Genomic DNA, 16073 nt, shown 5'->3' on the forward strand with positions numbered 1-16073 from the left:
AAACCTCCCATGGTCATTATTGGTGCCATGATGAGAAAACTCATTCATGTCGCATTTGGCGTACTAAAATCCGGCAAGCCTTTCGATTCAAGCTTGCATTCTGCTTGACTCGGATAACAGTATCTACGAATGAAACGCCAAGCAGTGCAATTTTGCGTAAGTCCTATTTGAATTCTTATTTGAATTTGTAGCTAGCGGAAACACTCAACACGCGTCCAAATAAATTCAAACCATGGTTATAGCCTTCCCAACCATAAGGATCGAAGAAAGGTTTGGTGTTCAAGACATTCTTGACATTCAAGCCCAGACGAAGATCTTTGACAGGCGTCCAACTCAAACCCAGGCTGACGGTTTTAAATGCTGGCGCACCACCACAATTATTCGGTGCCACCGCAACGTCTGCGGCGGTACATGAAGCTGGGTTATTGTTTTCCTCGTCATTCTTGTCATACGCCCACTTAGAACCACCGGTGTAATTCACAAACAAACTAGCGCCGAAATCACGATACTGCCAATCTAAATTGAAATTTGCACGCAATTTTGGATTGCCATAATAGCCTACATAATTTTGTGAAAAACCAGAGCCATCGTCACCGTTATACGCATTGCGATTCATGATCGTCGCTGCGGTGCCAAAGTTCAGTTTGCCATACGCACCCAAATCAAAACGGGCATGCGCATCGATATCAAAACCATCAAGCAAGGTCCGACCACGGTTCATATACTTATTCGTCAAACCCGCCAAAATCCCTACAGAATATTTAGGTACGCCAGCGGCGCAAGCAGCGGCGTTGGCAGAATTGGCACACATCCCCGCTACGGCTGCCATATTCGCTTTATCAAAATCTGTAATCGGAGCACGTACTGCGTTCGGCGCGCCTATCAATGCCGGACCGTATTTCTCTACCGCTTGATCATAAACTTCCGTGAAATCCTGACGCACGATTTCATTACGGCGATACACGAACCAATAATCAGCAGAAATATCAAATTGCTTGGTCGGCTGGAACACTAAACCGAAGGTGCTGATCTTGGCTTTTTCCGGTTGCAGATTAGGGTTAGGCGGCGTCAAGCCACCGATATTGATGCTGCAATTGGAATTCAATAAAGACTTACCTAATTCCTGATCCGTCATGCTGACCGATTTCATCAACATTTTGGCAATCGCATTTGTCTCGTCGCAACGCACCGTATCACGCATGCCGCCACGTTGTGCGTACACACCACCTACACCGGACTCCGCCAGATTCGGCGCACGGAAGCCTTGCGAATAAGTGCTGCGAACTAATAACTCACTTAATGGGCGATATGTGACACCAATTTTCGGTGCAAGATTGGCTGCAAAATTCGGATATTTATCAATACGCGCGGCAGTGTTCACTTCCAGATTTTTTGCCAGTGGAAAAATTGCCTCGCCAAAGATCGCGGCGATTGTGCGAGAACCATCAAACCACGAACCACCTTGCTGCGTGATCTTACCGTTGGCGGCATCTTGGTTACCCGGTGTTTCAAAACCTTCATGCATCAAATTGACACCAAAGGCAGCACGCGCATCGCCAGCGTCCATCTTAAATAAACTGCCTTCAAGTTTGGCGTCCCAAGTCACCAACTTAGTCCAAGATTGAATATCAAAAGTTGGATAAGCTTGGCGCAGTAAAGCAGCGTTACTTTCACTGATCACACCAAATTGATATGCAGGGTTATCGGCAATATACGTACGTTTGGTGACAGGGTCTACCGTGAATGGACCGAAGGCTTTTTCAAAGCCATCTTTATTCACATTAATGGTTTGATACAAAGTCGAATGACTACCCGCTACTGCCAACGCAGATTCAAATTCCCACTGACCAAATGCACCGCGCACACCCGCCATGGCGCGATAGGTTTTATCCGTATTCTGCTGACCAAAATGGCCGGTCGCATCTTGCATGAGGTAAGTCAAACCTGCAGCACCGCCCATCTTCGCTTTAAGATCTGCACTCATGTTTTTCAGGTACACATTATTTGGACCTAAATAAGGATAGCTAAAGGCATTAAGTGTTGTGCCGGTATTACGTGAATACCAGTTCGCTGTGCCACCACTACTGAATGTACGTGGGCCATTTTCACCGCGCATATCAATATCAGTGAAAGCGACTTCTGCAAAGCCTTCCCAATTTGATCCCAAATTGACGCGACCACTGACAAAAACTGTTGCGCGATCTGAAGTTGGCCCAGTATCCAAGGCATATGGCAAGGTATTCCAAACGCAACGCGTACCCGAACCTTCGGTAACAAAAGTGCTGCAACCAGAGGCGGCTTGTTGGTAACGCTTATTCGCCGCGTTCTTATCAAAGACAAATAGTGTTCCCGGATTTAGAACACCAGGTTGACTACCTTCGTTGATACGAAAATTACTAACATAAGTAGGATTGTTGATGTAGAACTGCTCTGGGCGTTTCAGGTAAGTATCTTCTAATGCGATACGATCGCGTTTATATAAATTGACAGAGCCGTAAATATTGTAATTGTCAGTCGCCAGATCACCGAAGCCGAATAAAGCACTTGCTTGTCGCTCACCGTAAGACTTCACTTCACGCGAACTATCTGCGGTCGCGCTAGCTTCAAAACCTTTATAGGATTTTTTAGTAATGATATTAATGACGCCCGCCACCGCATCTGAACCATAAACCGCTGAAGCGCCATCGGTCAGTACTTCCATCCGCTCTATCGCTGCTGCAGGGATCGCATCGATGTTAACGAATTGCGTTTGAAAGCCTTCTGGTGCACCATAAAAAGACAGGCGACGTCCATTCAATAAAATCAAAGTTCCCTGCGCTCCCAGACCACGCAAATTCGCTTGTGAAGCACCATCAGAGCCAGAAAACATTGAACGAAAATCTTGCTGTGCCGGACGCGCTGCGGGTAAATTATCCAGCACCTGCAACAGAGTGCGCGCGCCCATGCTTTCGATCTGCTTAGCACTGATGACTTGAACCGGTGAAGCAGTTTCAGCATTCACCCGTTTGATGCTAGAACCGGTGACTTCTACCTTCTGTACTTTCTCTTGTTTGTCTTTTTTTATTTCATCGTCATCTGCAGCGAAACTGCTAGACGCAAATCCTATCGCCAATAGTGCTGCGGCAATTCTGGTTAATTTCATTGAGTTCTCCTGTTATTTTTTAGTTCTGTCTGTGTTTGGTTCTAACTATGTTTCGTTCTATCTGTGCTTGGTTCCACCTAAGATTGGCAAGCAATTTGGCGAAATTCGCCGCACAAGATATGTCATCAAAGCGATATCGATTCTCAAAGCAACTTTAAGAATTGGATATCGACTTAAGAAAGAATAAAGGGGAATGAAGAAAGTCAACAGCGACAAATAATTAAGCCTGCATCAAGAAAAATTTGATGACATAGACGAATCATTTTTGGCGAAGAGGGAAAACGGGAAATAGGAAATCGCCAGGATGCAGAGCAACTTCTGGCGATTTCATCATCAATAAATTATTACGCAGCAGCCTTTAATTGACGCCAGGCCTGCACATAGGCTTCTGCATTCTGGCGAACTTGCGTCAAGCTATCGCCAGCCTTGTACAGATTCGATCCCAAACCAAACCCGTTCGCACCTGCAGTCAAATAAGTTGCCATGCCATCGGGTTTAACACCACCTACCGGTAAGCAAATCGTTGTTGCGGGCAATACGGTACGCCAAGCTTTTAATACCGTTGGCGCTACGCTTTCGGCAGGAAATAATTTCAAACCATCTGCACCGTTTTCAAGTGCGGAAAAAGCTTCTGTCAAAGTCGCCACACCGGGCGTGCAAATCATTTGTGTCTGTTTTGCAGCGCGTATGATTTTGCTGTCGGCATGCGGCATGACGATCAGGCGACCACCAGCTTGCTGCACATCTTCCACTTGCTTCACGGTGAGTACAGTGCCAGCACCAATCAAATAGTCACTCGAAAAACGTTGCGCCAACATTCGTATGCTTTCAATCGCATTCGGCGAATTGAGTGGCACTTCTATGCAACGAAAACCACTTTCCACTAGCGCTTCTGCAATCGCTACACATTCATGATTTTGTATGCCGCGCAAGATAGCCAGCAAAGGCAGATCTGCCATGTAGTCGCTTAGAGTATTGGATAAAGTCATTACTTCACTTTCAAGAATATAGGACTCACGCAAAATTGTTCCAGCTAGGCGTGCCGACGAAGACAGTGCTTGTGCACGGCGAGACGGCAACAACGACGCTGGAACGGTTTTGCGTAAGTCCTAATAAAAAAACGCTCTCATCGAACATAGCATGATGAGAGCGCCCCCACAAGATTAAGTTGAGATCTTAAAACTTGTAATTGTATTCTGCAGTCAAACGTGCTGAACGTGGTGAAGTGCGATTGCCACCTTGACGATACGTTGGGCTAATACCGCCTTCACCGTCATTCGAACCACTTCCTTCAGAATTGATCGTACGCACATCGAATACATTGAACATATCCATTCTCAACGTTAAACCTTTCAAGAACGGTGCTTGGTAGGCGAGATTCAAGTCGAGCTGCGAAGTCCAAGGCAATCGTCCATGACTACCGCGCGGAGATGGCTTACCACCTTCCGCATCACAAAAGAAGAAATAATTGCCGCCATAGTGACCGACGTCTTGTCCTGCCGATTCTGGCAGTTGTCCGAAACAATTACGAGGACGACCGGAAGCTAACTGCAGATTCGCACCTAACGTCAACTCTGGTGTCAACTGATAGTAGCCGTAGCCTTTAAACACATGCGTTCTATCGCCAGATAGGAAACCGTAAGCGTTGTAAGCCAATTCTTTATAATCTGAACCCGCACTCAGGCCAACGTCACCACCTGCAACACCGGAGTCTGTCTGCCCTTCGGTATTGCCCTTGTTGCGTGACCAGGTGTAAGTGATCTTGCCGTACCAGCCATTTTTGAATGGGTGTTCGAGGAAGAAGTTCAAAGCTTCATAAGTACGACGCACCTTAGGCAAGCCAATATCTTCTGCCGTGAGATGGGCTTTCACTAAAGGGCTGCCGCTACCAGAACCATGCGGATCAAACCATACGGTATTTGCTTCGCCCGTATTGATCACCATACACCAAGATGGATACAAACTATTGTCCGTGCCACCCGTATCTGCTTCTAAGTTCGGGTAACCATTACGCTTACCCCAGGCAAAGATGGGACGTGGATCGCAAGTGTCATCATAGCTTGTACGCAAAGTACGATACGTACCCATCACGCCAAAATTGAGCGTGGAAGAAATCGCTTTCTCAAAGCCCAAAGACATCTCATCTTGATAAAACGGTTTGATGTTTTCTGCTGCGACTGAACGCGCATCAGGCGAAGTGTTGATATTGACGATGACGTCGCTGATAGGATGCAATCCTTGCGGCACGCCCGTAGTCGGATCAACACCTGTGTAAGTGTAATAACGTGTCGTCGTTTTCAACTCCGATCCCATGTTCCCCACCAAATTGGTTGGAACAGGCATAAAGTAACGACCTGCATTTGCATACACCTTGAAACTACTGTCACGATTAACATCCCAAGTCACACCCAGACGTGGTGCGATTTGGCGCGTCTGTGAGATCACTAACTCGTGTTTGTTATTGTAGTTATGGAATTGCTCGTTACGCAAACCCAAATCTAACAATACATTGTCTGTGACTTGATAGCGATCCTGTATGTACTGCGCCGATTGCGTGGTAGAAGGTGCACCGGATTTGAAATAAGTACCTTCACTAACATAAAAGCCTTGCGTACCATATCCACCACCTTGCGCCAAAGTTTCAGTCGCACCTGCTGGCTTCCAAGTCGTTGGATTATTGTGATACTGGTAGTTCCAGCTACGTCCACCTGGACGAGTTGCGCCGACCAGAGAATTTGCTTTGTTGTAATCGATCCCACCGCGTAGAGAGTGATTACCTAATTTGTACTCTAAATCTAAACGAAGCGTCTGTTGTTCATCATGACTATCAGCGCGAACCTGATCACCATAAGCTTGTGGATTAGTCGGATAGACTACCCCCGGAACCCGCGAAGTGATGGAACTTCCTATTGAACTAATCGTAGCGTTATAACCATAAGGGATAACCTTAGGAGAAGTTTTTGATTGCCCGTACAAAGCAGTAACCGTTAAGTCATCACTCAAGTAGCCAGTGTATTTAAAAATGCTATCGTCACTACCCGGGCTACTACCACTACTTCCACCACGCGTATTTCCGGCATTCCAAACAGTCGTGCCACTACCGACTATTTTGTCATGTGTCAGCGTTGCATAACTAAAACCATACGTGGCGTTAACATTCTTCGACTGATCTTTGATATAGGTGTATTCAAAATGGTGATCATCAGTCAGGTTGTAATCGAGTTTAACCAGATAACGTCCTACCGTGCCTTCGTTCACTGACCAACCCCGAGGGTTTTCCTGACGATCCGATGAAGCTGCGATCGATTCACTAGTTGACTTGCTTTGCTCGGCTGCTGCGAATATAAATAACTTATTTTTGATCAACGGACCACCAGCATAAATACCCGCAGTCCTATTGGATGAGGTATTCGCTTGGTTGTAATACTGTAGTTTTCCGTCTTGAAGTGGATGAGTACCGGTATTTTCAAAGTAAGTGTTAGACGGCTTTCCGGTTATATTTGGCACCATCGCTACCTTGCCGCCGACGACCCAATTATTCGTACCACTCTTGGTCGTAATATTGACCACACCACCGGTCGAACGACCAAATTCTGAGCTATATCCACCAGACAGTACTTGCGCATTCGCAATCGCGCCAAATGGTAATTCTGATGCGCCAACTTGCGTCAAAATATTCGTGACGGGAAAGCCGTTAATGTAATAAGAATTTTCAGAGACACTCGCACCACCAAAGCTAGAGACATTGCCGTAGTAACCAGAAACATTACTCACTGTTCCCGGTGCGAGAGCGATAATCGCCTGCACGTTTTGCGACATCGGCAGACTCGCCAATTCTTTTGCTGTAAATACTGTGCCGTTGTTGGTATTGGAAACATCGATACGATTAATCTTGGCTTGAACGGTCACAGTCTGGACAGAAGTCTCAGTGCCAAAGTTTGCCTCCACACCTTGACCAATCAAGGCTTCCACCTCAACTGTTTTCTCCACTTTGCCATCGCGCATCAACTTAACTTGATATTTACCAGGCGGCATAGAAGTCGCTTGAAACTTACCTTTAGCATCTGGCGTTAAATTACGATGAACCCCTGTCGCCACGTTTTCAAGAACCACGACAGCGCCCACGCTCGCCGGCACTTGACCAAAAATAGTACCCGTCGCATTGGACTGCGCCATGATATTGGCACTGACACCGAGCGTCAGTACTGCCGTTCCAAAGGCAATGGCAATCGCATGGGCGATCACCGAGTGTTTAAGCGTATGTGTGTGTGTAGTTTTAGGCATGATCTTTTCAGTTAAAAGTGATGTCAGGACAAAAATCTGCATCCATCCTTAGAAGTGCCGCTGCACTAGTTGTGAGCTCAGCAGAGGTACCGATGTCGACTCGTGCTACACAATTCTTGTGAAATTATGCGAATCAAAAAATAGGATAGTGATGACATAAAAAAGTCTAGAGACATCTCTGAGCACACGCCAACGACATAAATTTGACTTCTCATTGAGCTTTACTTAATGAGCTGCCGTGATCCGCATTCGTAGCTAAACATTGGATAAATTTGATAGCCTGATTTCATTGCTAGCGAAACCTGAAAGGCAGTTTGGAAGAGAAGCTGAACTGTGGAAATGAAGCCTAATTCATTCAATTTTTTTAAAGGTGTGTAGTGCATGCCTAAATAAATATGATCAGGGCGGTTGTAGTTTCACCACATTTTTTGCAACATGTGCCGATGACGATGAATGGCACCTCACTTTTCCGAGTAGGTGGATACCCAAAACCCACCGACTCATTAAGAAAAACTTGATCTATGCTTAAAAATTCATATCCCAGCCATACGCAAACCCTACGTTATGCTAAAGACTAATGAATTTTCACTCACTCAGTATCAACCGCTTCCACCTTACTATGTTCAATCGTCGTCACTTTCTACAAGTCAGCACGCTTAGCGTCCTCAGTTGCCAAATCAGCAGTCCCGTCAGCGCCGCGACTAACTCTCCGTCAGCACAGAATAGATTTTCTTTTTCTACGACAGAGAATCAATTTTTACTAGATCAAAAACCATTTCAAATCCGCAGCGGGGAAATGCATCCGGCGCGTATTCCTAAGGCTTATTGGAAACATAGAATCCAAATGGCAAAGGCGATGGGCATGAATACCATTGCCATTTATGTGATGTGGAATTATCACGAAGAACAAGAAGGTGTTTTCGATTTCAACACCGAGAACCGCGACATCTACCACTTTATACAACTGTGTCAAAACGAAGGGCTATATGTCTTATTGCGTCCAGGCCCTTACATTTGTGGGGAGTGGGATTTAGGCGGAATACCTGCTTATCTATTACGTCACGACGACATCGTACTACGTGCCAATTCAAGCGTCGCGCCGCACTATATGCAAGCCGTCAAACGCTATATTCGGGTACTGGCAGCCATCGTCAAACCGCTGATGCTAGAGCAAGGTGGTCCCATACTCATGGTGCAAATCGAAAATGAATTTGGCTCCTATGGCAGCGATCCTGACTATCTGGAAGAATTGCGCCAGCTCTGGATCCAGCATGGAATTCCAGGCCCGTTTTATACTCAGGATGGCTTGCCACAATTGATCGCGAATAAAACCAACATACCGGATGCGGCAATCGGCCTCAGTGGTGGCGAAGTGAAAGACATCATCAAAACGCGCGAACTGTATCCACAAGTGCCAGTAATGTGCGGCGAACTCTATCCAGGCTGGCTAACGCATTGGGGAGATCCTGCGTTACAAGGCACCAATGTCGATATGAGCGCGACGATTACCGCGATGATGCAGGAAAAATTATCCTTCAATATCTATGTCATTCACGGTGGTACTAACTTCGGTTTTACCGCAGGTGCAAACACCGAAAAAGGCGAGTATCAACCCGACATCACCAGCTACGACTACGCAGCCCCTATCAATGAACAAGGCCTGCCGAATCAATTTTATTGGAAATATCGCGCCATTATTCAACAAGCTTTAGGGCAAAAACTCGCGCCGCTTCCACCGGCCTTGCCACAGCTACACACGGATACCCAACGTGAATATCTGCCGAAGTTTTTTTGCTCGCTATGGGATCACCTCCCGGCGCCGGTGAAAATGAAAGATCCAGTTAGTATGGAAAGCTTAGGGCAAACCTCGGGCTTCGTCTTGTATCAAAAAGAGCTTTCTCACCAAGCACAACGAGCACAACGAGCACAACACGCACAGCATAGTTTGCACATTGCTGAATTACACGACTACGCCAGCGTGCATCTGAATCAAAAATATTGTGGCGCGATTTCACGCACCAAAATCGATCCTCAACGCTTCGCAAAATTAAACCTATTCAATCACCGGCAAGCATTTCCACTACCGACTTTGACAAACAGTTCCGATAATAAGCAAAACTTACAAATTCTGGTAGAAGCAATGGGCAGGATTAACTACGGCCGGGTTGCGGTAGACAGAAAAGGTATTTGCTCGAAAGTGATATTGCAAAGCACTCATCTTGAGCATCCACAATCAGAAGAATTACAAGATTGGTTATGCTATCGATTGCCGATGGATCAGCCATTTCTTCAACAATTACGGCCTTCAAAGTCTATTGCCAAGCGTCCCGGCAATTTCTTTAAACTTCGCTTAGATTTAACAGCTATCGGCGATACCTATATCGACATGCAACACTGGACGAAAGGCGTGGTCTGGGTGAATGGTCATGCGCTTGGTCGTTATTGGCAGTTGGGACCGCAACAGCGGTTGTATTGTCCTGCGACGTTTTTGAAAAAAAGAAGTAATGAGATTCTCATCTTCGATTTGCATCAATTAGACACAGCGAGCATCAGCCTGCACAATAGCCTGACTTAACATTATTATTTTAGGCCTTACGCAAAACAGACGCTGGCGTCATTGGATTCGTCTAGCCAGCGCAATTTTGCGTAAGTCCTATATTTGAAAAAAATTACATTAACGATGACCAATACTTCACGCCGCCATTTCTTGAAATTGATCGCCCAATCGGGAGGTGCGACCGCCGCCTTATCTGCGTTACCGACCAGCATTGCGAACGCCTTCACTATTGCACCTGAGGGTAGCAGCAATAGCATACAAGACGTCAAACACGTAGTCATTTTCATGCAGGAAAATCGCTCTTTCGATCACTACTTCGGTTGTTTGAAAGGCGTGCGAGGCTTTGGCGATCCGCGACCGATTTTGACTCGTGGCGGCAAACCGGTATGGCAGCAGCCTACAGAGTATGGTCGATTTCAATTGCCGTTTCCCCTACAAGCGCAAGCCAGCGCGGATTTCGATCGTAGTCAATGCATGCAAAGCGACTTGCCGCATAGCTGGAAGTATAGTCAGAAAATGTGGGCGTATTACGATGTCTGGGTGCGTGAAAAAACCACGATGAGTATGGGTTACTTAAGTCGAGCTGAGCTGCCGTTTTATTATGCGCTGGCCGATGCATTTACTGTGGGGGACGCTTACTTTGCGTCAGTGTTTGGACCGACCGACCCGAACCGTATGTATCTATTTTCTGGAACCAACGGTGTCTCAGTCGGGCACGATGGTCGTCATGCTTTGTCGAATGTCGACGATGGCAATGAAACCGCGTGCATGAGCCGCGACAAAAAAGAGTGGAAATCGCCTTATCTGTGGACGACTTACGCAGAACGGCTTAGCCAGCACAATGTTAGTTGGAAGGTCTATCAGGAATATGATAATTACGGTGATAATTCGCTGGCTTACTTCCCACAATTTCGCCATCTCGATTTAAGCGATCCAGACCAAAATGAGCGTTACCAGCGCGCGCGTTCATATGCTGGAGAAACCAGTCAACTGGATGCCAAGGGTCTGCCACTCAATACTAATCCTGCTGATGCTCAAGCTTTGGTCGACTTATTCGCGCGAGATGTGCGCTCGGGTAATTTACCCGAAGTATCTTGGATCGTGGCACCGACTAAGTTTTGTGAACATCCAGAAAAAAATCCACCTGGTTACGGAGAATCTTTAAGTGCTAGATTAATGGACGTGTTAACGGAAGATCCCAAGGTCTGGGCACAGACCGTATTCATCCTTTGTTACGATGAAGAAGGAGGATTCTTCGATCACGTGCCGCCGCCAGTGGCTCCCGCAACCCGTGCTGATGGTTATAGTACGGTATCCACCGATGGTGAAATCAGTGGCGGTGAAGCTTATGGTTTGGGAGCGCGTTTGCCATTTTTAGTAGCGTCGCCCTGGAGTCGCGGCGGCTTTGTGTGCTCGGAAGTGTTTGATCACACTTCTATCATTCGCTTCCTGGAAAAACGCTTCGGCGTGTTTGAACCGAATATTTCTGCATGGCGTCGTGCGGTGTGTGGTGATCTGACGTCGATGTTTGATTTCAGCACGCCCTATCAGCAACGTCCCCAACAATTATTTAACACGCCGCATCAAGAATATCTGCGCCAAGCGCAACAAAGCTGCCGCGGCGAAAAGAGCTTGCTGCCTTTGAATACAGTGACTATGCCGCAGCAAGAATTGGATAGCGACAATACCCGACCCGCACGTAGTTTGCCTTATCGCCTAGCAGTAGATGGAAGGATCACTGAAGATACGGGAAGATTTGCCCTACAAATGCGCAACATGGGAAGTACGGCTGCCGTCTTTACCGTTTATCCCAGTGGACATAATAGCGGTCCCTGGTACTACACGATAGGTGCACAACAAAGTTTTACCGAAACCTGGCAGTTCAAAGATTTTGCCAATGAACGCTATGCTTTACGACTACATGGCCCGAATGGATTTCTGCGTGTCTTTCAAGGGCTGTCAAAACATCAGATAGAAATCGAAGTCGAAGAACTCAGTAGTAACAGCATTGTCAACAACCAAAGTCAAGTACTAACACTGCGCATTTTCAATCATGGCAAACAAGCGCAAGAAGTCAAATTAGAAGATCAATTTTATGGTGCGCCATCACAGCAATTGACGATCGCTGCTGAAAGCAGCAAGCTCATTTATTGGAGTCTGGAAAACAGTGTCGCTTGGTATGATTTCAAACTGAGCATTGTCAATGACAAAGATTTTCTGCGGCGCTATGCTGGGCACATAGAACATGCTGGCATTAATCGCAGCGATCCGGCGAATGGTAAATTGGTGTTTGCTTTGCCTAAGGCTAAAGCGCCCGAAGGAGAGGTCAAATAAAAACCAGTACCACATCTAGGGTATGGACGATGACTTGAACTCTATACCCTATTCCGACAACAATTCTGGTGCAAGCTCGCTACTCTCTTTCAGCGTTTGTAAAACGATATTCGAGCGTATATCCAACACGCCGGTCGTCTTATACAAACGCTCCAACACAAACGCTGAGTAGTGTTTGAGATTGCGGGCTCTTACGCGCAACAGATAGTTCGCATCACCTGTGATGATGTAAGAGCCGACGACTTCGGGCCAACTTTGCAGCGATTTAGAAAAATTCTCATGCCATTGTTCGACATCACGCCGCATCGTCACCTGTACAAAAGCATCAACTTCTAAGCCTAATACATTGGTATCCAAAACGGCGCGATAGTGGCTGATCACCCCACTCTCTTCCAACATGCGCACCCGCCGCAAACAGGACGATGGTGACAAAAATACTTTTTCAGCCAGGTCTTGATTGCTGATACGTCCATCAGCTTGCAATAACTGCAAAATCTTCAAATCGGTAGGATCTAGTTGCATTGAAATTTCCCATCACTTTATAATTAATATTTGCCATATTATTCTAAATTGACGCAAGCAGGGGTAGCAATTTGCAAGAACAGATCAGGAAAATCGACATAAAATACCGGACAATACTGAACTAATGAGTTCACATAAACTGGAATAGACCTCCAATTCGCCCTTTGCATTGTCGCCTTTACATTACTCAATTCTAAAAATATTCTGACTATCCCTATGAACATCAACCACATCACCCACAGCGACTGCCTCGCACTAGACCAACAAGACCCATTAGCGGCATTACGCCAACAATTCCGTTTGCCTGCGCAGATGATTTACCTTGATGGCAATTCGCTAGGAGCTCAACCCAAAGCCGCATTTGATAGAGCGCAGCAAGTGATACAAGAGGAATGGGGCAATGATCTGATTACGAGTTGGAATAAAGCGGGCTGGTTTGATTTACCTTCTCGTTTGGGTAATTTGTTGGCGCCTTTAATTGGCGCACAAGCGGAAGAAGTAGTGATCACCGATTCTACTTCCATCAATTTATTTAAGGCGATCGCAGCGGCCTTACAAATACAAGCGCAGCAGGCCGACGGCGCGCAACGTAAAGTCATCATCACGGAACGCAGCAATTTTCCGACAGATATTTACATGGCCGAAGGACTCACCAAGTGGCTAGATCGCGGCTATCAAATACATTTAATCGATTCTCCCGAAGAATTAACTAGCGCGATTAATCAACATACCGCTTTAGTGATGCTGACCCATGTCAATTATCGCACTGGCTATCTGTACGATATGGCACAAGTGACTGCTTTGGCGCATCAGCATGGTGCCTTGTGTTTATGGGATCTCGCGCATTCTGCCGGAGCAGTGGAAGTCGACTTACATCAGGCACAAGCAGATTTCGCAGTCGGTTGTTGCTATAAGTATTTGAATGGTGGCCCGGGTGCACCGGCTTTTATCTGGGTACCGCAACGACATCAGGCACAATTCCATCATCCGCTGACTGGCTGGTGGGGACATGCTGCGCCGTTCGCGATGCAGCCAAATTTTCAAGTCACACCGAATATTCGCCGTGCATTGTGCGGAACTCAGCCTATTGTTTCGCTTGCCATGATCGAATCTGGCCTGCAAATTTTTGCGCAAACTTCGATGTCCGCGATACGCCAAAAATCTCTGGCGCTAACAGATTTATTTATTCAATTGGTCGAAACGCGATGTGCCCGTCATCAACTGGGTTTAGTCACGCCGCGTGAGCATGCAAAACGCGGCAGTCACGTTAGTTTCACACATGAACATGCTTATGCAGTTATCCAAGCCCTGATCAATCGCGGTGTCGTTGGCGACTATCGTGAGCCAGCGATCATGCGTTTTGGTTTTACGCCGCTGTACACCAGTTTTGTCGATGTCTGGAATGCGGTTGATGCCCTATCCGATATTCTCGACAATCAATTGTACGATGCAAATATTCAAAGGCATGCAGTTACCTAAACCATGCCTGCATTTGCATAAGGCGACCAGCGATAAACATTTTTTATATAAATTTTTCAAAACACAGAGAAACCCAGACCTGCTATGAGCACAGATAACCCAAACAATGACGCTAAATGCCCTATGTCCTGGCATGGCGCTAAATTAGATTTCAGCAAAGATATGAGCTATGGCGATTATCTGGGCTTAGATCAGATCTTATCGGCGCAGCACCCTTTGTCGCCAAATCACAATGAAATGTTATTCATCATCCAGCATCAAACCAGTGAATTGTGGATCAAACTCATGCTGCATGAATTGCATGCAGTGCGTCAGCAAATTCGCCTCGGTGATTTACCACCGGCCTTCAAAATGCTGTCGCGCGTGGCACGTATTATGGATCAACTGGTACATGCCTGGGACGTACTGGCGACCATGACGCCGAGTGAATACACCGCGATCCGCCCTTACCTTGGTAACTCTTCGGGCTTCCAATCACATCAATATCGGGAGCTTGAATACCTGTTGGGGAACAAAAATGGCGCACTCTTGCAGGTTCATGAAAAATCTCCAGAAGCGCATGCCAGTCTGGAAGCAGCCCTGAATTCACCATCGATTTATGATGAAGCCATCATGTACATGGCAAGAAACGGTTTTCAGATTGAGCCTGGTCGCTTACAACGCGACTGGACGCAGCCTGTGCAAGCGAACGATTCAGTCAAACAGGCGTGGTTACAGGTATATCAGGCTCCCGAACAACATTGGGCATTTTACGAATTGGCAGAAAAACTGGTGGATATGGAAACCGCATTCCGTATCTGGCGCTTCCGTCATGTGACCACGGTTGAACGTATCATTGGCTTTAAGACTGGCACTGGCGGTACTGCGGGTGTTAGCTATTTACGCAAGATGCTCGATGTGGTCCTATTCCCGGAGCTCTTTTCGATTCGTACAGAGTTGTAATTGACCACAATCTTCAAGCAATAGCCCGCGCCCGAAAATGTGGAATTAGTTAAATAGCCGCTAATTCCACATACGCAAAGTTCCATCTATGACGAAATAACCCATCCGCCAAATTCCATCATCGCGATCATTGTTCTTAAGAATGCGCACTCCATTTCTCATCAAGTCATACTATTGATCTCAGACAGACAATGACTCCCACTCCATAACCAGCCACTCGCATGCAACTCTTAAACCGAAGTGGACTGCACTAATGCCTATTTTTAAAAACTAAAAATAAGTATAAAAATTTAATTTTGTTGTAAAAAGGCTGCAACAAAAATAATCCAAAAAAATTATTTCTTTGTTTTTTGTAAGTTTTGTAAAAAAGTTCCAATTTGAAATCAAATTACTAATTTAAGAATTTTTTCACAACTAATCATAGGTAATTGATCATCTGCAAATTTAGAATCGAAATATAAATGCTTCCTAGAACAAAATTCTGTGCAGAGTAATTTCTTTCGAATGAAAAAAGTAACTTGAAAATTAATATTCAGTTAATTTGTTTACAGACAAGACAATTATACATTTCCAATTAAACTGGTATTAATCTGGACTCAATTCAGGACTGTTGTTTTTCAAACTTTACAAAAATTTGCTGGCTTGACACCCTACACCGTGGATGGTTTCATTCGATGTGAATGTTTTTTCAGGGTTAATTAGATAACATTTTTTTGCTCGCATGTATTCAATTTGACAAATAAATATTTAATGGGAGTTTTGTCAAATATACACAGTGGGCAAGCAAACGGTTCTTAGTATGCAGTTCCCACA

The 16073-nt window shown here is 45.9% G+C and carries 8 protein-coding genes and 1 pseudogene; 5 read left to right on the forward strand and 4 right to left on the reverse strand.

The features are described 5' to 3' along the window. Positions 1–108, forward strand: a pseudogene (locus H8K55_RS09475) (IS110 family transposase); the annotation flags it as partial. A 67-nt stretch (positions 109–175) separates the two neighbouring features. On the opposite strand, the gene H8K55_RS09480 reads toward H8K55_RS09475, so the two are convergent. The 3 genes from H8K55_RS09480 to H8K55_RS09490 form a co-directional block, all read right to left on the reverse strand. Next, positions 176–3142 carry a TonB-dependent receptor plug domain-containing protein gene (locus H8K55_RS09480; protein ID WP_186941858.1) on the reverse strand — a complete coding sequence of 989 codons (2967 nt, stop codon included), beginning with the start codon at positions 3140–3142 and terminating at the stop codon, positions 176–178. Between the two features lie 344 nt (positions 3143–3486). Then, positions 3487–4131: a 2-dehydro-3-deoxy-6-phosphogalactonate aldolase gene (locus H8K55_RS09485; RefSeq protein WP_222612428.1), complete on the reverse strand. Its 645-nt coding sequence runs from the start codon at positions 4129–4131 to the stop codon at positions 3487–3489. Positions 4132–4318: 187 nt separating this feature from the next. Then, positions 4319–7426 (reverse strand): TonB-dependent receptor, encoded by a 3108-nt coding sequence (locus H8K55_RS09490; protein WP_186941859.1) that lies wholly within the window; start codon positions 7424–7426, stop codon positions 4319–4321. 619 nt (positions 7427–8045) lie between these two features. On the opposite strand from H8K55_RS09490, the gene H8K55_RS09495 reads away from it, so the two are divergent. Both H8K55_RS09495 and H8K55_RS09500 read left to right on the forward strand, forming a co-directional pair. After that, the gene (locus tag H8K55_RS09495) at positions 8046–10001 is read left to right on the forward strand and encodes a beta-galactosidase (RefSeq protein WP_186941860.1); all 1956 of its coding nucleotides are present in this window, start codon (positions 8046–8048) and stop codon (positions 9999–10001) included. A 105-nt stretch (positions 10002–10106) separates the two neighbouring features. Next, a complete protein-coding gene (locus tag H8K55_RS09500) occupies positions 10107–12317 on the forward strand; it encodes a phosphocholine-specific phospholipase C (RefSeq protein WP_186941861.1) in 2211 nt (736 codons plus the stop codon). 48 nt (positions 12318–12365) lie between these two features. Here the strand turns inward: H8K55_RS09500 and H8K55_RS09505 are convergent, their stop codons facing one another. Beyond that, positions 12366–12839: an Lrp/AsnC family transcriptional regulator gene (locus tag H8K55_RS09505; RefSeq protein ID WP_186941862.1), complete on the reverse strand. Its 474-nt coding sequence runs from the start codon at positions 12837–12839 to the stop codon at positions 12366–12368. Positions 12840–13055: 216 nt separating this feature from the next. Here H8K55_RS09505 and kynU point away from each other — a divergent pair, with 216 nt between their 5' ends. Continuing rightward, positions 13056–14318: a kynureninase gene (gene kynU, locus H8K55_RS09510; protein ID WP_186941863.1), complete on the forward strand. Its 1263-nt coding sequence runs from the start codon at positions 13056–13058 to the stop codon at positions 14316–14318. Between the two features lie 84 nt (positions 14319–14402). After that, positions 14403–15260: a tryptophan 2,3-dioxygenase gene (gene kynA / locus H8K55_RS09515; protein ID WP_186941864.1), complete on the forward strand. Its 858-nt coding sequence runs from the start codon at positions 14403–14405 to the stop codon at positions 15258–15260. The last annotated feature ends 813 nt before the right edge of the window (positions 15261–16073 follow it).

Origin of the sequence: Affinundibacterium flavidum (genome assembly GCF_014284175.1) — a bacterium.
In the GTDB taxonomy this organism is placed as follows: Bacteria; Pseudomonadota; Gammaproteobacteria; order Burkholderiales; family Burkholderiaceae_D; genus Undibacterium; species Undibacterium flavidum.